The organism is Winogradskya humida, assembly GCF_016862215.1.
GTDB lineage: Bacteria > Actinomycetota > Actinomycetes > Mycobacteriales > Micromonosporaceae > Actinoplanes > Actinoplanes humidus.
In genome coordinates, this window is sequence record NZ_BOMN01000098.1 from 25997 (window position 1) to 44264 (window position 18268).

The window sequence follows — 18268 nt, forward strand, 5'->3', positions numbered from 1 at the left end:
GCTCAGAAGAAGCGCAGGTAGAGGTAGGGGACGGCCAGCGCGACCGAGACGACCGTGACGATCAGGCCCCACCGGGTGAACTCCCAGAACGTGATCCGGTGCCCGGCGCGTTCGGCCAGGCCCAGTACGACCACGTTCGCCGAGGCTCCGACGGCGGTGGCATTCCCACCGAGGTCGGCGCCGATGGCGAGCGCCCACCACAGGACCTGAGCGCGGCCGAGCCCGCCGTTGGCGTCGACGAGGTCCGCGACGATCGGGCTCATGGTGGCCACGTAGGGGATGTTGTCGACGATCGCGGACAGCGCGGCGGAGGCCCACAACAGCAACATCGTCGCCGGCCACAGCTTGCCCGCGGTCGCTTCGGTGGCGGCGTGGGCCAGGGAGCCGATGACGCCCGTAGTCACCAGGGCGCCGACCATGACGAACAGGCCGGCGAAGAAGATCAGTGTGGGCCACTCGACCTCGCGGGCGATCTCGCCCGCGTCGATCCGGGACAGGGCCAGCAGCAGCAGCCCGCCGAGCAGGGCGACGACGGACGGCTCGAGATCCAGGACGGTGTGCAGCCCGAACGCGGCGAGCACCGCGGCGAGCACGGACAGGCTCGTCACGACCAGGCGCGGGTCCCGGATCGCGTCCCGTTCGTTCAGCGCCATGATCCGCTGCACCCGTTCGTGGTCGTAGCGGAACGCCTTGCGGAACATGATCCGGCAGAGCCCGACCAGCACCACGAGCACGACCACCACGAACGGTGCGAGCACACTGAGGAAGTCGTTGAACGTCAGCCCGGAGCGCCCGGCGATGATGATGTTCGGTGGGTCACCGATCAGCGTCGCGGTTCCGCCGATGTTGGAGGCGAACACCTCCGCAAGCAGGAACGGCACCGGTGGTACGCCGAGCCGTTCACAGACGAGCAGCGTCACGGGTGCCACCAGCAGCACGGTGGTGACGTTGTCGAGCGCGGCGGAGAGCACGCCGGTGACCACGATGAAGATCACCATGATCGGGAACGGACGGCCACGGGCTCGTTTGGCCGACCAGATCGCCAGGAACTCGAACAGTCCCGTGCGGCGGAGCACGGCGACGATCATCATCATTCCCATCAGCAGGAAGATGACGTTCCAGTCGATGCCGGCGTCCTCGGAGAAGAACGCGTGCTCCGCGTCGGTCGCGCCGATGGCCAGCATCAGTGCCGCGCCACCCACGGCGACGGCGACGCGGTTGATCTTCTCGGTGGCGATCAGGACGTACGCGGTCACGAAGATCGCCACCGCGATCCAGCCGAGTGTGCTCACGCGGGATCTCTCTGATAGACGTCGGGAATACCGTCCCGGTCGCTGTCGACCTCTTCCTGCTCGCAGAGCCGCCGGTAGTGGCGATTGCGCAGCCGCAGCACCACCATCGCGAGCAGGGCCGCGACCAGCGAGCCGGCCAGGACACCGATCTTCGCGTAGCCGTCGCGCTCGGTGCCGGCGCCGAACGCCAACTCGCCGATGAGCAGCGAGACGGTGAAGCCGACCCCGCCGAGCAGGCCCAGGCCCGTGACGTCCCACCAGCTCAGCCCGTCGTCGAGCCGGGCCCGGGTGAAGCGCTGCACGAGCCACGTCGACCCGGTGATGCCGGCGACCTTGCCGAGGACCAGCCCGGCGACGACAGCGAGCGTGACGGTGTTCGTCAGCGCCGAGCCGATCCCCCCGGCGTCGGCCACCGACACTCCGGCCGCGAAGAACGCGAAGACCGGGACCGCTACGCCGGCCGAGATCGGCCGCCAGCGGTGCTCGAAGAGCTCAGCCGGCCCGTGGCCCGTGCCGTCGCGGTCGCGCACCGGGACGGTGAAAGCCAGCAGGACGCCCGCCACAGTGGCGTGGATGCCGGACGCGTGCACGAGTCCCCAGGCCACCACGGCCAGCGGTAGTAGCAGCCACCAGCTGCGGACCCGGCGCTGCACCAGCACGCCGAACAGTGCGATGGGCACGAGTGCCAGCAGCAACGGGATCAGGTGCAGCGCCGACGTGTAGAAGACCGCGATGATCGCGATGGCCAGCAGGTCGTCGACCACCGCCAGGGTCAGCAGGAACGTCCGCAGCGAGCTGGGCAGATGGGTGCTGATCACGCTGAGCACGGCCAGCGCGAATGCGATGTCGGTGGCGGTGGGGATCGCCCAGCCTGCGAGGGCACCGCCGGTGCGAGAGGCGACAGCGGCGAAGATCAGCGCCGGCACCGCCATACCGCCGACCGCCGCAGCCACCGGTAGCGCGGCGCGTCGCGGATCGCGCAGGTCGCCGGCGACGAACTCGCGCTTGAGCTCGAGCCCGGCGACGAAGAAGAAGACGGCGAGCAGCCCGTCGGCCGCCCACTGGGCCAGGGTCAGGTCGAGGTGCCAGCCGTGCGGCCCGATCCGGATCTTCGACAGCTCGTGGTAGGCGTCCGACCAGGGCGAATTGGCCCAAACCAAGGCGAGCACCGCAGCCGCGAGAAGCAGCACGCCGCCGACCGTCTCGGCGCGCAGCACGTCGGCGATCCGCCGGGCCTCGGGCCAGGTGCCACGGGAGAAGAGACGGGAAGTGGCCATGGGCTGAATCCTCCGGAGGGGTCGGCAAAAGAACCGCCGACCAGACTTCCCGGCACACCTGATCCAAACCCTACGGGATCACGGGATCCGCCGCCCGGTCTACGGGCCGCGGATCCCGTGGCATCTTTCACGATCGAAAACGCCGAGGCACCGTCAGCGAGGGCTCAGGCCTGCGCAGTGGTGGTTCCTGCCAGCCCGGTCGCGGCATCCGCGACGGCGGACGACGCGGCGGCTGCGGAAGCTGCTACGGCGGAGGATGCCGCGGCCGCGGAGGCAGCGACGGCTGCCGGGGCCTCGGCCACCGCCGCCGAGGCACGGCGCCAGCGGGCGGAGGGGTCGCTCGCGACGACGGGCTTGACGGCCTTGGGGCGGCGGATGGCGGCTTCGCCCCGGTTGGGGAGGGAGAGGCGGATGACCTTGTACCAGGCGGAGGCCACCTGCTTGGGGAGCGGGCCACTCGTGTACGTGAGGCCGTACCGCTGGAAGAGGTCCTTGATCTTGGGGGCGATCTCGGCGTAGCGCCGGCTGGGCATGTCGGGGAAGAGGTGGTGCTCGATCTGGTGGGAGAGGTTGCCGGTCATGATGTGCATGGCCTTGCTGCCGCTGATGTTGGCGGAGCCGAGCATCTGGCGCAGGTACCACTCGCCGCGGGTCTCGCCCTCGATGGAGGTCTTCTCGAACGTCTCGACGCCGTTCGGGAAATGGCCGCACATGATGACCGAGTGGCTCCACACGTTGCGGATCAGGTTGGCCGTGGCGTTGGCGGCGAGGGTGTGCAGGAACGACGGGCCGGACAGGGCCGGGTGCACGACGTAGTCCTTGAGCATCTGCTTGCCGATCTTGCGGCGGACCTTCTTGAGGGCGCTCTTGAACTCGGGGCGCTGGCGGCGCTCCTTGGTGGCGAGGTTCTTGCCGAGTTCGAGGTCGTACGCCGCGATGCCGTACTCGAAGAAGCAGGCGTTGATGAAGTTCCACAGCGGCTGGCCCAGGTGCATGGGGTGCCAGCGCTGATCCTCGTCGACGCGCATGATGCCGTAACCGAGGTCGTTGTCGCGACCGACGACGTTGGTGTAGGTGTGGTGCAGCTCGTTGTGCGAGTGCTTCCACTGCTCGGCCGGGGAGGCGTGGTCCCACTCCCACTTGGTCGAGTGGATCTTCGGGTCGCGCATGAAGTCCCACTGGCCGTGCATGATGTTGTGGCCGATCTCCATGTTCTCGAGGATCTTCGCCACCGACAGACCGGCCGTGCCCACCAGCCACGCCGGCGGGAACAACGAGAAGAGCAGCACCCCGCGGCTGCTGAGCTCCAGCCCGCGCTGCCAGGCGATCACCCGCCGGATGTACGCGGCGTCCTTCTCACCCCGGCTGTTCATGACCTCGTCGCGGATGGCGTCGAGCTCCACGCCGATCGCTTCGATGTCCTCGGGCGTGAGGTGGGCGATCGGGCTGGACTTCTTGCGCTGGATGGTGGTCATAAAATTCCTCGTTTTCGCAGGGAGCGGGGGAAGAGGTAGGAGGGTCAGTCTTCGATGCGGCAGGGGCCCGCCGCGGCTGACACACAGGTTTGTACGGGGATGCTGTCGCCGGCCTCGGCGACGGTGAGCGTCCCGTCGCGCAGGTCGCGGACGGCGCCCTCGCGCAGCGGGAGAACGCAGCTGAAGCAGATGCCCATCCGGCAGCCGGACGGCATCAGGACGCCGGCGGCCTCACCGGCGTCGAGCAGCGGCACCGAGCCGTCGGTCTCGAGGACCGTGCCGGACTGCGTGAACGTGACCGTGCCGCCGCCACCGGCGCTGATCAGAGCGGGCCGGAAACGCTCGGTGACGAGCCGGTCCGCCTGGCCGGCGTCGGCCCAGTGCGCCTCCAGGTCGTCCAGCATCTCGTTGGGCCCGCAGGCCCAGGTCTGCCGGTCGAACAGGTCGGGGACCAGGTCGTCCAGGTCGGCGGGCTTGATCCGGCCATCGGTACGGGTGTGCCGCTCGACCAGCCGGATCCGTCCCTCGGCGGCGAGCGTGCGCAGCTCGGCGCCGAACACGACGGCCTCGTGGGTGCCGGCCGAGTGCACCACCACGACGTCGGACATCTCGTGCAGGGCGCTGCGCAGCATCCCCATGACGGGGGTGATGCCGCTGCCGGCCGTCACGAACAGCGCCTTGCCGGGGCGCGCCGCCGGCAGCTGGAACTCGCCGGTCGGGACGTCGAGGTGCAGCAGCATCCCGCGCCGGGCCCGGGTGAGCAGGTGGGTGCTGACCGCGCCGTCGGGCACGGCGTTCACGGTGATCGTGATCCGGCCGTCCTTGCGGGCGGGCGGGCTGGTGATGGAGTAGGAGCGCCAGAGGCGGACGCCGTCGACGTCGACTCCCACCCGTACATACTGGCCTGGCTCGTGCGGCAGCCAGCCGCGACCGGGCCGCAGCACCAGCGTGACGGCCCTGTCCGTTTCGGGACGAACCGCATCGACCCGGGCACGCAACACGTTCGCGTTGCGTAGCGGGGCGATCACGTCGAGGTAGTCGGCGGGGACCACCGGCGTGGTGATGAGTTCCACGACGCGCCAGGCGCCGGTCCGCAGGTTGCGTATAACAGCCACATAACAAGGGTCCTGCGTTTCAGGGGTAGAGTCCTGACCACACGAAGTGAATTCAAGCGTGTTCTTTGTTCGTCCTGCACAAGATTCCGCGTTTAAACGGGAGTATTGCCGTGACCGAGCCCCTCCCCGACGTCCGGAGCTACCGGCTCTCGCCGGACGTGGTCGCTCCGTTACGCGAACGGCTGTCGGATGTCGCGCTGCAGACCATCGATGCGATCACGGCCGAGGTCCCGGCGTACACCGAGGCTTTCACCGGCCTGCTGGGCAGCAAGATCGAGCGGGCGGTCAAGGCGGCGCTGGGCACGTTCCTCAATCTCGTGGCACGCGCGTACGGCCCCGATCCGCAGTCGCCCCTGGCCCCCGCACTCGAGGCGGCGTACGCCCTGGGCCGGGGTGAGGCCCGCAGCGGTCGCAGCCTGGACGCCCTGCTCGGTGCCTATCGGGTGGGGGCACGGGTCGCCTGGCACGAGCTGGCCGCGATCAGTGTCGGCGCGGGGCAGCCCGCCCCGATCATCGCGCACTTCGCCGAGCTGGTCTTCGCCTACATCGACGAGCTGTCCGCGGCGAGCGTGGCCGGGCACGCCGACGAGCTGGCCTCCACCGGCCGGGCCCGGCTGCGCCACCTGGAGCAGCTCGCGCGCGCACTGCTCGCGGGCGAGGCCGAGCAGAGCCTGATCGCGGCGGCCGAGCGCGCCGACTGGGCACCCCCGCAGTCGCTGACGGCGGTGCTGGTGCCCGAGCACGCCGCGCGTACGGTCGTCGATCTGCTCGACGGCCGGACCCTGCAGCTGAGCGAGGCAGGTCCGGGGGTGCAGGATTTCTCGCTGCTGCTCGTTCCCGACGCGCACGGCACGTCGCGGGCGGCCGTCACCGGTCTGCTGCGCGGGCAGAGTGCGGTGGTCGGCCCGGCCCGCCCGTGGACGCAGGTGCGGGCGTCGTTCGACCGCGCGGTGCGCACGATGCAGATCCCGGGGCTCTCGCCGGCCGGGCGGGTCGTCGACACCGAGGACCACCTCGCCGTCCTGGTGCTCACGGCCGACCCGCAGGCCCTCGCCGACCTGCGTGCGAAGGTGCTGGCGCCGCTCGCCGGCGGCCCGGATCTCGCCGCCGCGAAGCTGGTCGAGACGCTGCGCAGCTGGCTGATGCACCAGGGGCGGCGCGAGGACGTGGCGGCGGAGCTGTTCATCCACCCGCAGACCGTGCGCTATCGCATGACCCGGCTGCGGGAGCTCTACGGCGAACGGTTGCGCGACCCGGAGTGGCTGTCCGCGCTCACCATCGCACTGGCGGCGCCGTCCGCACCGTCACCGTGAACCAGACGACCTTGCCCTGAGCCTCCTGCCGCCACCCCCACCGGGCGGCGAGCGCCTCGACGAGCAGCAGCCCGCGGCCACCGAGCGCCCGGGGCTGCTGCTCGGCCACCGCCGGCGGCAACGAGCTGGAATCACCGACCTCGACGCGGACGAACTCGTCGGCCAGGGCCAGGGTCAGGTCACCCGGCGGCGGCGCGTGCTTGACGGCGTTGGCGACGAGTTCACTGGTGAGCAGAACGGCGATGTCGACGGTGTCCGGCGGCAATCGCCACCGGGTCAGTTGCGCGGTGACGAATTCCCGCCCGGCAGCGCCGGCACCGGAGTCGTCGGGAAGGGTCAGCCGGGTTATGTGCTCGTCCGTTGGTGAAGGCAACATGGGTCCCGCGGACTCGGCAGCCGACGAGGGGTGGCCTGCCGCTGACACACCCTCCGGGCGACTCCGGAAAACTCCGGTGCCGCACCTGACAAGTGTCCCACCGCGCACCGGGGACCGCATTTCGCCTTTGCCGGGAAAAGCCGCGGCGGCCCACCGAACCGGTTGGGCCGCCGCGCGACATTTCGGGGCAACATTTCGCCGCGGTATTTTCTCAGCAACCGAGGTTGAGCGCGAACGCGGTTGAACGCGAACACGGTGGAGGCATACACGGTGGAGGCAAAAGCGGTGAGGCAAACGCGGTTGGGGCAAATGCTGTGGGGCAAACATTTGCTGCAATCGGGGCGGTCGATGACGAAACCCGACACTACGAGCCTAACACGAAAAAATTGATCGAATCCGAAATCGGCCGGTGCGCGAGCATTAAAACCGGTGCGCGGGCATTAAAACGCCGCTGCGAATTCCACGGGGGAAGAACTCGCAACGGCGTGTCCTCAATGTAGAGCCCCCCGCTGCCGCTGTCCAGCCTCCGCGGCCCGCACGGGCAATGATCGCAGCGCACGGGACCGGAAGGACGGCCGCCAGCCGAGCTCGCCGACCGGCACCGCGAGCTGCAGATCGGGAAGCCGGCGCAGCACCGCACCGATGGCCTCCTCGGCTTCGATCCGGGCGAGCGGGGCACCAAGGCAGTAATGAATGCCGTGCCCCAATGACAACTGCCCGGACGTGTCGCGCGTGAGGTCCAGCGTGCCGGGATCGGGCCACCGCGCCGGATCCCGGTCGGCCGAGGCGATGGCGATCAGCACGGTGTCGCCGGCCGGTATGCGTACCCCGCCGATCTCCAGGTCCTGCTTGGGAAAGCGCCGCAACGACACCGGCGCGGGTGGCTCGAACCGCATCAACTCCCGCACGGCCCCGGGCAGCAGCCCCGGATCGGCCCGCAGAGCCGCCCATTGCGCCGGATGCCGCAGCAGGGTGAGCAGCGAGAGCCCGATCAGATTGGCGGAATTCTCGTAGCCCGCGATGATCGTCAGGAATGCGAGCGAGGTCAGCTCGTCCTCGCTCAAGCGGTCGTCCTCGTCGCGGGCCGCGATCAGGGCGGAGAGAATGTCATCCCCCGGCCGGCTCCGCTTGTCCTCGATGAGCCGCCCGAGAAATTCCTGAATCTCCAGCACTGCCCGGCCGGCGGCCTTCGGGTCGTCCTTCGGCGGTGCCAGCAGGACAGCGGCCCAGTTCTTCAGCTCCCCGCGCTGCTGCCCGGGAATGCCGAGCACGTCACAGATCACCGCGACCGGCAGCGGCGCGAATGCCCTGACCAGATCCCCCTGCCCGGCGGCGACAACGGGCTCCAGCAACGCATCGGCGACCTGCGCGATCCCGGGCCGCAGAAGCTCCATCCGACGTGGTGTGAAAGCCGACGAAACCAGCCGGCGCAGCCGCGTGTGGTCCGGCGGATCCATGTTCAGCAGATTCGCGTCGAGCGCGGGCGGCAATCCGAAACCCTTCCAGGCACCGGGCCCGGCGTGGGCCTTGCTCAGCGAGAGCCGGGGGTCGGCCAGCGCCGCCCGCGCATCGTCATAACGGGTCACGATCCACGCGGAACTGCCGTCCGGAAGCACGAATTGGTGAACCGGTCCGTCCTCCCGCAACTGCGCATAAACAGCGTGCGGATCAGAGACGATAGCTGCCGGCAACATTCTTTCGGTACGCACAACGTGCAATTCAACCGCAAATGCCGCGTCCACGCATCCTCGCCGATCCACTGCCTGGTCCGGGCCATACGCTGCTGCCGGGCGATGGCTCATTCCCCGCGGATGGTCAGCTTTCCCCCGGGTGCCCGGTCTCGCTCTCGGCCTGCGCGGCGGCCGCGTCCGCGAGTGCGTAACTGCGCCGGTGGACGATCCGCACCCCACGCTCGGTGACCCAGCGCGCGACCTCCGCGAGGGACTTCCGGGTCTGCTCGCCGCCTGTGGAGTACGGGATCCCCAGCTCGAACGCAGCGTCGTCGGCGATGGTGATGATCCGTCCCTTGCCGCCGAGCAGCTCGATCGATCCCGGCAGCTGTCCGTGCCCGGCCGCGTCGTAGACCGCGTCGATGTGTCCTGCCGCGACGAGGCGGGCTCGGTGGGGCCAGCCCTCGCCGTACAGGATCGGCACGACGCCCAGCGCCCGCAGGTCGTCGTGGTGGCGGGCCCCGGCGGTGCCGATGACCGTGACCCCCTTGGCAAGCGCGACCTGGGCCGCGAACCGGCCGGTTGTCCCGCTGGCACCGTGGATCAGCAACGTCTCCCCCGCGCGGACCGCCAGCCGGTCGAGGTCGCGGACCGCCGCGGCACCGGCGATCGGCAGCGTCGCCGCGTCGGCCCACGAGAGCCCGGCGGGTTTCGGCGCGAGGTTGGTGGCCAGCGCGAACTCGGCGTACGCGCCGGCGTCCGCCCAGCCGAACACCTCCTCGCCGACCTCGAAGCCCGCGTCCACCCCGGCGGCGTCGACGATGCCCGCCAGTTCCAGGCCGGGCGTGTGCGGCATGGTGACCGGGAAGACGTGCCGGAGCGCGCCGCTGCGGATCTTCCAGTCGATCGGGTTGATTCCGGCGGCGCGGACTTTGACGCGTACCTGTAGCGGTCCTGGTTCTGGAATGTCGATCTCGGAGATCCGCAGGACCTCGGTGCCGCCGTACTCGGTGAAGGTGATCGCTCGCATGGGATTTCCTGACGCCGGAGTTGTTTCGACGCCGGGAAGTCAACTCGCCGGGCGGGCGCGGCAGCCCACTCGAAGGAGCAGCGTCCACTACCCGAAGGAGCAGTCCCCCGGCCCGCCGGCCTGCCTACCCTGGTTGCCATGGACGCCTGCTGGTCGGACCCGCGCCACGTGCTCGACGTCGTCGAACGGTTGCTGGCGGTCCCGCGCGCGGACCTGTACGAGTTGTTCACCGCCGAGCTGGAAAAGCTCATCCCGCACCACGCCACCGCGATCCAGACCGGCGACTGCGCCCGCAGCCCCCTGGCGGTAGCGGGTGACCCGGCGATCACGGAAGCGGTCACCAGCGCGGAACTGCTCCGCCTGTCCGAACGCGCAGAAGGACACGCAGAAGTCGGCGGCGCCCTCCTGATCGATGCTGTCCTCGCAGGCGCCGAACGCCGCCTCGTCCTGCTCGCCTCGGCCCGGTCACTGCTGGTGATAGTCCCCGAGGACCCCGAACCACCGGCCGCCGCCCTGGACGTGGCTGCCCGGTTGTGGCGCGTCCTCAGCACGGACCAGGGCAAACGTGCGACCGCTCAGACCCCGGACCTGCTGGCGGGCAACCTGGCAGCGGCCGCCGCCCGGGCCCGGACGATCACCGATCTCGGCCAGAGCTGGTCGACCACCCTCACGAGCCTGCTGGCGGTGCTCCGATCGGCCCGCCTCACCGACCCGGTGGCGCGCAGGACAGCCACCGATCTCGCCGCCGAAGCCCTCATCGAGCTCAAGGCCGTGGCCGACCGCGACCAGGAGCTCTCCGCGGAACCGGCGAGCGCGTCGTTCGCCGCCCTGGAGGACCAGCTCGCCCCGCTCGTCCGTCACACGCACATCGACATCACCCTGGCCGGTTCCGCGGAGGACGGCTTGATCCCGCAGGACATCGCGCACACCGCCCGCGCGGTGACCCGGGGCCTCGTGCTCGCCGCGATCGACCGGCCGAGGACCACCCGCATCCGGGCGTCCTGGCGCCTCGGAAGCCAGGCACTGCACATCACGGTCCGCGACGACAGCACCGACGGGAGCGGCCCGGCCCACGACATGAGCGGCTCAGCCCACGACGTGAGCGGACCGGCCCACGACGTGATCCGGCGGCTCGCGGCGCTCGGAGGCGGCTGGGAGGTCGATGCCGTCCCCGGGTGGGGAACCACGGTGACCGCGAGCCTCCCGCTGGGCATCGAGGCGCCGGCGGACATACGCCCCCTCGACCGGCTCAATCCGCGGGAGCTGGAGGTGCTCGCGGGGATCACCCAGGGCCTGCGGAACCGTGCGATCGCCGAGCGTCTTCAACTCAGCGAGCACACGGTCAAGTTCCACGTCCGCAACATCCTCGACAAGCTCCAGGTGAGCTCCCGCGGCGAAGCGGCCGCCCTGAGTTTCAGGCGGTGAGCGCGGCGAGCGTCCGCCATTGCCGTAGTGGCAGCTCGCCGGGCAGCGCCCCGATCACGCTCAGGCAGACGTGGTCGGCACCGGCGTCGAGGTGCTCCCGGACGCGCTGCCCGATCTCGTCGACGCCGCCGCGGGCCACGAGATCGTCGACGAGACCGTCCGGGCCGGCGCTCAGGTCGTACCCCAGGGATCGCAGCATTTCTGCCCGATTGGGCAGGGCCTCCACGACGTATTGGCGGGCTGCGGCCCGGTCCTCGACCCGCTCGCCCACGCCGGTGCGGTCGGCCGGGAGGACGGGCAGCACCACGCCGAGGAACGCCGCCGGACCCATCAGTGCCCGCGCCATCCGGGTGTGCCCGACCGGCATCCCCATCGGCAACGCGCCGTCGGCGTGCGAGGCGGCCAGCCCGAGCATTCCCGGCCCGACCGCCCCGAGCACGCGCGGTGGCCGCTTCTCGGCGTTCGGCGGGCCGAACGACACCTCGTCCAGCCGCTCGAGGTAGGCGCGCATCGTCGGCAGGCGCGGCCCGAACGGGAGCCCGCGCATCTCGCTCACCGTCCACGGATGCCCGACACCGAGACCCAGCAGAAAACGCGGGCCGTACGCCTCGTGCAGCGTCCGCTGTGCCTGCACCATCACGGTGGCGTCCCGGCCGTGGATGCTCGCCACGCCCGTCGCCACCGTGATCGCGCTCGTCGCGGACAGCACGAGCGTCGCCTGGGTCAGCGCCTCGCGGCCGAACAGCTCACCGAGCCACAGCGCCGAGTATCCGAGCTGTTCGAGCTCGGCCGCGGCGCGCAGGGCGGACGACAGGCGTACCTGATCGAATTGATTGGTCCAGATGCCGACCCGCCCGATCTCCATCCGCTCAGATTAGGCGTCTTCTGTTACGTCGAGGACGAACCGGTACCGCACATCGTTGCGGCGCAGGCGGTCCATGGCCTCGTTGACGTCGGCCAGGGCGACGATCTCGATGTCCGCGGTGACGCCGTGCTCCGCGCAGAAGTCGAGCATCTCCTGCGTGCCCTTCGTTCCCGCACTGCCGGCGGAGGCGAAGCTCTTGCGGCCGACGAGCAGGCTCATCGGGTCGACCGTCCAGCTGCCCGGGATGCCGAGCACGCACAGGGTGCCGTCGAGGCCGAGCGCCCGCAGGTACGGGTTGGGGTCGTGCGCGCCTGACGCCGTGTCGAGGATGAACGCGAAGCGGCCCTTCTGAGCCTCCATCGCGCTCGCGTCGCTGGAGACGACGACCTCGTCCGCGCCGAGCTCCAGTGCGGCCGCCTGTTTCGCGGGCGAGGTGGTGAACACCGCGACGCGGGCGCCGAGGGCCTTGGCGAGCTTGACCGCGAGGTGACCGAGCCCGCCGAGCCCGACCACGCCGACGAGCATGCCCGGGCCGGCGTTCCAGCGGCGCAACGGTTCCCAGACGGTGACGCCGGCGCACATCAACGGGGCTGCCGCGGCCGGGTCGAGCCCGTCGGGCAGGTGATAGGTGAACGCCTCGCGGACCACGTACTCGCGTGAATACGCACCCCGGGTGACACTGCCGTCCTGCCGGTCGATCCCGCCGTACGTGGTGGTCGGGAACGAACGGCGTCCCCTCGTCGCTCGCGCCGTCGACGGCGTGCACGTCGGAGTGGCAGAGGCCGCAGTAGGTGACAGTGACTGCCACGTCGTCGGGCCGCAGGTCACGGCGCTCGAACTGCCACGGGCGCAGCTCGTCGCCGGGCTTGTGCAGGGCATATCCGGATGTCTGACGCATGCGCGTTGCCTTTCGACGGAGGCCAACGAACTAGTTGGTTGGTCGACCGTACCACTAGGGCAACCATCTAGTTGGTTTGTCCCCTGTTAAGGTCGCCACATGGCAGACGGACAGGCATCGCGACGCCGCCTCCTCGACGCGGCCGCCGCCGAGTTCGCCACCTGGGGCCTGGCCGGCGCCCGCGTCGACCGCATCGCCACCACTTCCAAGGTCAACAAGCAGCAGATGTACGCCTGGTTCGGCAACAAGACCGACCTCTTCGACGCCATCTGGACGGAATCCGTCAACGAGATCGTCGACGCGGTCCCCTTGACCGCCGACGACCTCCCCGGCTACGCGACCCGCCTGTACGACGCGTACCTCGGCAGCCCCCACCTCGTCCGGCTGAGCGCCTGGGCCCGCCTCGAACGCATCCCCACGGGCAACCTGTACGCCCACATGGCCAAGAGCGACGAGAAGAAGCACCAGTCGATCGCCGACGCCCAGGCAGCGGGTCACATCGACACCGGCTACGCCCCGCAGGACGTCCACTCGCTGGTCATCGCCATGTCCATGGCCTGGTCCCCGGCGAGCACCCTGGTCGCGGCGAGCCCCGAGGACACCGCCACGGAGCACGCCCGCCGCAAGAAAGCGCTGGCCACGGCCGTCGACGGAGCATTCCGCCCGAAGTCCTGACCGCCTGCCGGGCTGGCCGCGCGCCGGGCTGGCCGCGCGCCGGGCTGGCCGCGGGTCTCGCCCATTTAGGTTGTGCACAATTAAATTGTGCACAACCTTTCGCCGAACCGAACCGAACCGGCCGGCCGGCCGGCCTTGGTCAGCGGTCGAGGAGCTCGGTCAGGACGCGGGACAGCTCCTGGGACGGGCCGGCGGCGAGGTGGGCGGAGCGCCAGGCGACGTGCGCGTCCGGGCGTACCAGGACACAGCCGTCCTCGCCGACCTCCCGCAGCCGGGCCCAGTCGTCGTAGAGATCGGTGAGGTCCGCGCCGGGCCCGATGACAACGGCCTCGAGCTTGACGCCGAGCTGGTCCGCCACCTTGGCCGCGGCCTGCACCCACGCCCGCCCGGTGATGCCGGTGAGCAGCACGAACCGCCCCTTGCCCGCCACGTCCAGCGTGCTCACCTTGTGCCCGTCACGGCCGAGCCAGCAGTGCGGCAGCCGCGCCCCCGGCCACGTGGTCGGGTGGTAGAAGAGCTCAGGATCGCGTGTGTACGCGGGCTCCGGCGACCCGTCGGAAACGATCGCGCGGGAGGCGTACCGTTGCCCGAGCTCGACCCCGTGCGCGTTGAACTCGTAGTCCTTCAGCTCGAGCGCCGTCCGCAACTGCTCGCGCCGGGCCGCGCCTTCCGGTGAGTCGTCCCCGCGGGCGGCGATGGCCTGCTGCATCTGCGTCACGTCCTGGTCGCCCCGCACACCGAGCGCCGCGAGGATCGCCCCGAACTCCTCGATGCTCTTGTTGGCCCGGAGCACGATCTGCTTGCCGACCGGCGCGCGCTCGGCGTCGAAGCTGTCGAGCAGCCCCTCCCCCGCCTTGCCACTGAGCACATGCGCGAGCTTCCACGCCAGGTTGTACGAGTCCTGGATGGACGTGTTGGACCCGAGCCCGTTCGACGGCGGGTGCCGGTGCACCGCGTCGCCGACGGCGAAGACCCGGCCCTCGCGGTAGCGCTCGGCGTACATCTTGTTGTTGCCCCACAACGACAGCGACCGGATGACCACCGGCACGGAGTCGTCACCGATCAGGCTGTGCACGATGCCGGTGGCCATCTCGTCGTCGAGCTTCGGCGGCGGCCCGATGATGTCGTAGCCCCACGTGATCAGCCATTCGTTCCACGGCCGGACCATCCGTACCAGCCCGAGCCCGATGCCGCCGATGGTCGCGCCCGGCTGCAGCACCCAGTAGAGGACGCTGGGCCGGTGGGCGACGAACGTGCTGAGGTCGGCGTGGAAGACAATGTTCATGCTGCCGGCGACGTCCATCTGCCCCGCCATGGGCAGCTCCAGATCGGCGGCGACCTTGCTCCGGCCGCCGTCCGCGGCGATCACGTACTTCGCGCGGATGACGTACTCGTGACCGGAGATGCGGTCCCGGACCCGCACGCTGACCCCGTCGGCGTCCTGCTCCAGCGACACGTACTCGGTGTCGAACCGGATCCGGCTCCCGCGCGCCGCCGCATGCCCGATGAGCAGCGGCTCGAACAGCGTCTGCGGCAGGTCGCAGTTGAGGGAGGGGCTCGCCAGCCGGTAGTCGGCCTCGCGCGCCGGGTGGGTGCCCCAGGTGCGTACCCGGCCGATCTCGTCACCGGCCAGGCTGCTGCAGAAGACGGTGTCACCCATCAGGTGATGCGGCGTCGCCTCGGCGAGCACCTCGTCCTCGATGCCCATGTCCCGCATGATCTCGACCGTGCGCTGGTTGGTGATGTGCGCGCGCGGGGTGTTCGCAGTCCAGCGGTACTTCGTGACGACGATGTGCTCCACGCCGTAGGTGGCCAGGAACAGCGCGGCGGACGCGCCGGCCGGGCCGCTGCCGATCACCAGGACGCCGGTCTGCAGCTCGGTCATGCGGGCTCCCCAAGGTCGATGAGAACAATGTCGAACTGCGCGCGGGTCCAGGTGCCGTCGAGCTCCCGTCCCGTGGGATTCGGGGTGTCCGGCTCCTGCTCGGTGAAGTCCACGACCAGGGATTCCTTGACGCCGAAGACCGCGTCGGAGTCCTGGTAGGTGTCACCGCGTACGAATATGTGTGTCACCAGCCGGTGGAAGCCCGCCGCCGTGACCATGAAGTGCAGGTGCGCCGCGCGCATGGGCCCGCGGCCTGCCGCGGTGAGCAGATCCCCCACCGGGCCGTCATGAGGGATGGGGTACGGCGTGGGCGTCACACACCAGAACCCGTAACGCCCCCGCTCGTCGGTGAGAAGATGCCCGCGCCCCGCCGTACGGTCGTCGCCGTACTGCACGTCGTACCGCCCGTCCTCGTCCGCCTCCCACACGTCGATACGCGCACCCGCGACCGGCCGCCCGTCGCCACCGCGGACCACGCCGTCCACCCAGCACGGCTGCCCGTTGGCCTCCTGCGCGAGGTCACCGCCGTACGGCACGGCGGGAGCCCCGGCGACGAAGAACGGCCCGAACACCGTCGCCTCGGTGGCACCCGGCTCCGGCGGCTGGTTCACCGCGATCGTCAGCATCGACAGGCCGAGCACGTCGGAGAGCAGGATGAACTCCTGCCGCCGGTCGTCCGTGATGTGCCCGGAGCGGGTCAGGAACCCGATCGCGGCCTCCCATTCGGCCTCGGTGAGCCGCACATCGCGGACGAACGCGTGCGAGTGCCGGACGAGCGCCTCCATCACTTCCTTGAACCGCGGCTCGGGAGCGTCCGCGAAGCTCCGCAGCACCTGATCGGTCACGTACTGCTCGCGCCGCGCGGCCTCACCCGACGGTCCCGCCGTGGGAATCCGACCGGACCAGGCGTCCCGGATCAGGTGGTCCGCGACGGCGAGGGGGACGGAAGCGGCCTCCACGACCAGACGTGCGGCCTCCCCCAGGGCGGATTCCGGCATGCCGAGGTCCCGCAGCGCGCGTGGCGCCCCGATCGCGTCGTACAGAGCGAGCAACTCGGTGAGCGCATCGGCCGTGCCTTTGTACGCAAGCACGTGCGGCAACACCACCGCGTGGGTCTGCGCGTGCGGCAGGTTGTAGGCGCCGCCGAGCACGTGGCAGATCTTGTGGTGCAGCCCGGAGCCGGCCCCGGCGAAACTCAGCCCGGCGAGGTAGGCGCCGTACAGAACCTGCGTGCGCCCGGCCAGGTCCTTGCCGTCCGCGTGCACGAGCGGCAGACCGGCCATGAGCGAGCGTGCACCCTCGCGCGCCAGGGCGGTGTCGACCGGGTTCGCCTGCGGGGCCCACTGCGAGTCGATGCAGTGCGCGAGCGCGTTGAGCCCGCTCGCGACGGTCAGCTCGGGCGGCAGGCCGAGGGTCAGCTCGGGGTCGTAGATGACGGTCCGGGGCAGCACTCGCGGGTCGGTGCCGGTCGTTTTGCGGCCCGCTTCGGTGAGGCCCCAGACCGGGGTCACCTCGCTGCCGGCGTACGTGGTGGGGACGGCGAGGATCGGCAGGCCGCTGGTGAGCGCGACGGCTTTGGCCGTACCCGTGGTCGAACCGCCCCCGATGCTGAGCAGGAGGTCCGCGCCCGCAGAGACGGCCTGTTCCCGGGCCCGCCCGGCGGCCTCGACAGGAACGTGCATCCGGACGTCGGCGACGAACCCCGCCACCGGAAGCTGCGCGGTCAACTCCTCGGCCAGCTGCCGTGAGGCCTTTCCGGCGACGACGAGTACGCGCTTCGAGCCGAGCCGTTCGATCTCGGCACCGAGCTGGGAGCGGGCGGCGCCGGCACCGAAGACGACCCGCTGGCCGTTGGTCTGACGCTCGAAGGGGACGAGGGACATGAGTGCTCCTGTGATCGCGGTCACGACGGAGGCCGATGTGCCCACTCTCCCCGGAGCGTGCGATACGAACAATATGTATCGGGCGCATTTACGATACGTTTCCGATATGGATATCCGGCAGCTCCGCTACCTCGTGACGGTCGTGCACGAGCGATCGGTGTCGCGGGCGGCCGAACGGCTCGCCATGACGCAGCCCCCGCTGAGCGCGGCGATCGCTCAGCTCGAGCGGGAGCTGGGCGTACCGCTGCTGGAACGGCACCCTCGCGGGGTCGAGCCCACCGAGGCCGGCCGGTATCTGATCGAGCAGGCCACCCAGATCCTCGAGTCCATGGAGGCAGCCGCCGCCACGGTCCGCGCCGTCGGCACCGGTCGCCGCGGACGGCTCACGATCGCGGCGTCCCCCGCGATCGCCCAGGATCTGCTGCCCGCCGTGCTGGGCCAGTTCGACGAGACGTCACCCGAGGTGACGACGGAGATCCACGACGCCGCGGATCCTGACGTCGTGACCCGGGTACGCGATCGGGACAGCGACGTGGGCCTGGTCTACTGCGCGAACGCGGCCGAGCTCGACCGGCTGACCCGCCGCGATCTGGACGTGGCCCTGATCCGCCGGGAACCGCTCGTCGCCGTCGTCCACGAGCGGCCCGCCTCGCCGATCCTGGAGCATCTGGCCGACGAACGCTGGATCCTGCCGACCGCACACCCCGGCTTCCCCGGTCTTGGCGACGTGGTGGAGCGCGCCTGGGCCCGGGCCGCCCTCCACCCGCAGAGCCGTCGCCATGTCGCGAGCCCCGTCACCGCGATCCGGCTGGCGGTCACCACCCGGGCGGTGACCCTCGTCCCGTCCTCGCTGACCTCGTTCGCCGAAGGCCTGGGGGCGCACGTGCTCCCCCTGAGCGACCCGCTCACCTCCGTCGAGGCCGCTGTCCTCTGGCGGCGGCACGAGCGCCGTTCCCCCGTGCTCGCGCATTTCCTGCGGGCGGCCTTGTGGACCCGCGAACCCGATCGCCTCGAACCCGCGCACCGCACCGGACCCTCAGATGGTTAACAGCGGGTTCACAGCTCACTAAGGCGTAATGGACGCGTCGT

14 protein-coding genes and 1 pseudogene are annotated in these 18268 nt (G+C 70.5%); 4 read left to right on the top strand and 11 right to left on the bottom strand.

Annotated features, from left to right (window positions below; all coding sequences use genetic code 11):
- Positions 1-2 precede the first annotated feature (2 nt).
- From Ahu01nite_RS34250 to Ahu01nite_RS34265, 4 genes and pseudogenes are all read right to left on the bottom strand, one after another.
- Positions 3-1292 carry an ArsB/NhaD family transporter gene (locus Ahu01nite_RS34250; protein ID WP_203840863.1) on the bottom strand — a complete coding sequence of 430 codons (1290 nt, stop codon included), beginning with the start codon at positions 1290-1292 and terminating at the stop codon, positions 3-5.
- A complete protein-coding gene (gene nhaA, locus Ahu01nite_RS34255; RefSeq protein WP_203840864.1) occupies positions 1289-2569 on the bottom strand; it encodes a Na+/H+ antiporter NhaA in 1281 nt (426 codons plus the stop codon). The genes Ahu01nite_RS34250 and nhaA overlap by 4 nt, the downstream gene beginning before the upstream one ends.
- Before the next feature lie 389 nt (positions 2570-2958).
- Positions 2959-4044, bottom strand: a pseudogene (locus Ahu01nite_RS34260) (fatty acid desaturase family protein); the annotation flags it as partial.
- Positions 4045-4088: 44 nt separating this feature from the next.
- Positions 4089-5150, bottom strand: coding sequence for a ferredoxin reductase (locus Ahu01nite_RS34265; RefSeq protein WP_438874850.1), 1062 nt, complete (start codon positions 5148-5150; stop codon positions 4089-4091).
- A gap of 119 nt (positions 5151-5269) precedes the next feature.
- Between Ahu01nite_RS34265 and Ahu01nite_RS34270 the strand changes: the two genes are divergently transcribed.
- Positions 5270-6472, top strand: coding sequence for a PucR family transcriptional regulator (locus Ahu01nite_RS34270; protein WP_203840867.1), 1203 nt, complete (start codon positions 5270-5272; stop codon positions 6470-6472).
- Here the strand turns inward: Ahu01nite_RS34270 and Ahu01nite_RS34275 are convergent.
- The 3 genes from Ahu01nite_RS34275 to Ahu01nite_RS34285 all read right to left on the bottom strand — a co-directional run bounded on the left by Ahu01nite_RS34275 (position 6432) and on the right by Ahu01nite_RS34285 (position 9548).
- Positions 6432-6848, bottom strand: a complete 417-nt coding sequence (locus Ahu01nite_RS34275) for an ATP-binding protein (RefSeq protein WP_203840868.1) — start codon at positions 6846-6848, stop codon at positions 6432-6434. The two genes, Ahu01nite_RS34270 and Ahu01nite_RS34275, sit on opposite strands and share 41 nt — an antisense overlap.
- Positions 6849-7339: 491 nt before the next feature.
- Positions 7340-8434 (bottom strand): cytochrome P450 family protein, encoded by a 1095-nt coding sequence (locus Ahu01nite_RS34280; protein ID WP_239159351.1) that lies wholly within the window; start codon positions 8432-8434, stop codon positions 7340-7342.
- Between the two features lie 229 nt (positions 8435-8663).
- Entirely contained in the window at positions 8664-9548 is an 885-nt protein-coding gene (locus Ahu01nite_RS34285; RefSeq protein ID WP_203840869.1) for an NADP-dependent oxidoreductase, read from the bottom strand.
- A 138-nt stretch (positions 9549-9686) separates the two neighbouring features.
- On the opposite strand from Ahu01nite_RS34285, the gene Ahu01nite_RS34290 reads away from it, so the two are divergent.
- Positions 9687-10973: a helix-turn-helix transcriptional regulator gene (locus Ahu01nite_RS34290; RefSeq protein WP_203840870.1), complete on the top strand. Its 1287-nt coding sequence runs from the start codon at positions 9687-9689 to the stop codon at positions 10971-10973.
- On the opposite strand, the gene Ahu01nite_RS34295 is transcribed toward Ahu01nite_RS34290, so the two are convergent.
- Both Ahu01nite_RS34295 and Ahu01nite_RS34300 read right to left on the bottom strand, forming a co-directional pair.
- Positions 10963-11838, bottom strand: a complete 876-nt coding sequence (locus Ahu01nite_RS34295; protein WP_203840871.1) for an LLM class flavin-dependent oxidoreductase — start codon at positions 11836-11838, stop codon at positions 10963-10965. The two genes, Ahu01nite_RS34290 and Ahu01nite_RS34295, sit on opposite strands and share 11 nt — an antisense overlap.
- Positions 11839-11847: 9 nt before the next feature.
- Entirely contained in the window at positions 11848-12717 is an 870-nt protein-coding gene (locus tag Ahu01nite_RS34300) for a zinc-binding dehydrogenase (protein WP_239159352.1), read from the bottom strand.
- 118 nt (positions 12718-12835) lie between these two features.
- Here Ahu01nite_RS34300 and Ahu01nite_RS34305 point away from each other — a divergent pair, with 118 nt between their 5' ends.
- Positions 12836-13411, top strand: coding sequence for a TetR family transcriptional regulator (locus Ahu01nite_RS34305; protein WP_203840872.1), 576 nt, complete (start codon positions 12836-12838; stop codon positions 13409-13411).
- 139 nt (positions 13412-13550) lie between these two features.
- On the opposite strand, the gene Ahu01nite_RS34310 is transcribed toward Ahu01nite_RS34305, so the two are convergent.
- Both Ahu01nite_RS34310 and Ahu01nite_RS50760 read right to left on the bottom strand, forming a co-directional pair.
- A complete protein-coding gene (locus Ahu01nite_RS34310; RefSeq protein ID WP_203840873.1) occupies positions 13551-15296 on the bottom strand; it encodes an FAD-dependent oxidoreductase in 1746 nt (581 codons plus the stop codon).
- Positions 15293-17179, bottom strand: a complete 1887-nt coding sequence (locus Ahu01nite_RS50760; protein WP_239159353.1) for an iron-containing alcohol dehydrogenase — start codon at positions 17177-17179, stop codon at positions 15293-15295. The genes Ahu01nite_RS34310 and Ahu01nite_RS50760 overlap by 4 nt, the downstream gene beginning before the upstream one ends.
- A 106-nt stretch (positions 17180-17285) precedes the next feature.
- On the opposite strand from Ahu01nite_RS50760, the gene Ahu01nite_RS34325 reads away from it, so the two are divergent.
- A complete protein-coding gene (locus Ahu01nite_RS34325; protein ID WP_203840874.1) occupies positions 17286-18227 on the top strand; it encodes a LysR family transcriptional regulator in 942 nt (313 codons plus the stop codon).
- The last annotated feature ends 41 nt before the right edge of the window (positions 18228-18268 follow it).

Excerpts from the sequence above, each read along its gene's own strand:
- Ahu01nite_RS34295 (WP_203840871.1), bottom strand. The coding sequence starts at position 11,838 with ATGGAGATCGGGCGGGTCGGCATCTGGACCAATCAATTCGATCAGGTA.
- Ahu01nite_RS34310 (WP_203840873.1), bottom strand. The coding sequence starts at position 15,296 with ATGACCGAGCTGCAGACCGGCGTCCTGGTGATCGGCAGCGGCCCGGCC.
- nhaA (WP_203840864.1), bottom strand. The coding sequence starts at position 2,569 with ATGGCCACTTCCCGTCTCTTCTCCCGTGGCACCTGGCCCGAGGCCCGG.
- Ahu01nite_RS34325 (WP_203840874.1), top strand. The coding sequence starts at position 17,286 with ATGGATATCCGGCAGCTCCGCTACCTCGTGACGGTCGTGCACGAGCGA.
- Ahu01nite_RS34285 (WP_203840869.1), bottom strand. The coding sequence starts at position 9,548 with ATGCGAGCGATCACCTTCACCGAGTACGGCGGCACCGAGGTCCTGCGG.
- Ahu01nite_RS50760 (WP_239159353.1), bottom strand. The coding sequence starts at position 17,179 with ATGTCCCTCGTCCCCTTCGAGCGTCAGACCAACGGCCAGCGGGTCGTC.
- Ahu01nite_RS34305 (WP_203840872.1), top strand. The coding sequence starts at position 12,836 with ATGGCAGACGGACAGGCATCGCGACGCCGCCTCCTCGACGCGGCCGCC.
- Ahu01nite_RS34290 (WP_203840870.1), top strand. The coding sequence starts at position 9,687 with ATGGACGCCTGCTGGTCGGACCCGCGCCACGTGCTCGACGTCGTCGAA.
- Ahu01nite_RS34275 (WP_203840868.1), bottom strand. The coding sequence starts at position 6,848 with ATGTTGCCTTCACCAACGGACGAGCACATAACCCGGCTGACCCTTCCC.
- Ahu01nite_RS34300 (WP_239159352.1), bottom strand. The coding sequence starts at position 12,717 with ATGCCCTGCACAAGCCCGGCGACGAGCTGCGCCCGTGGCAGTTCGAGC.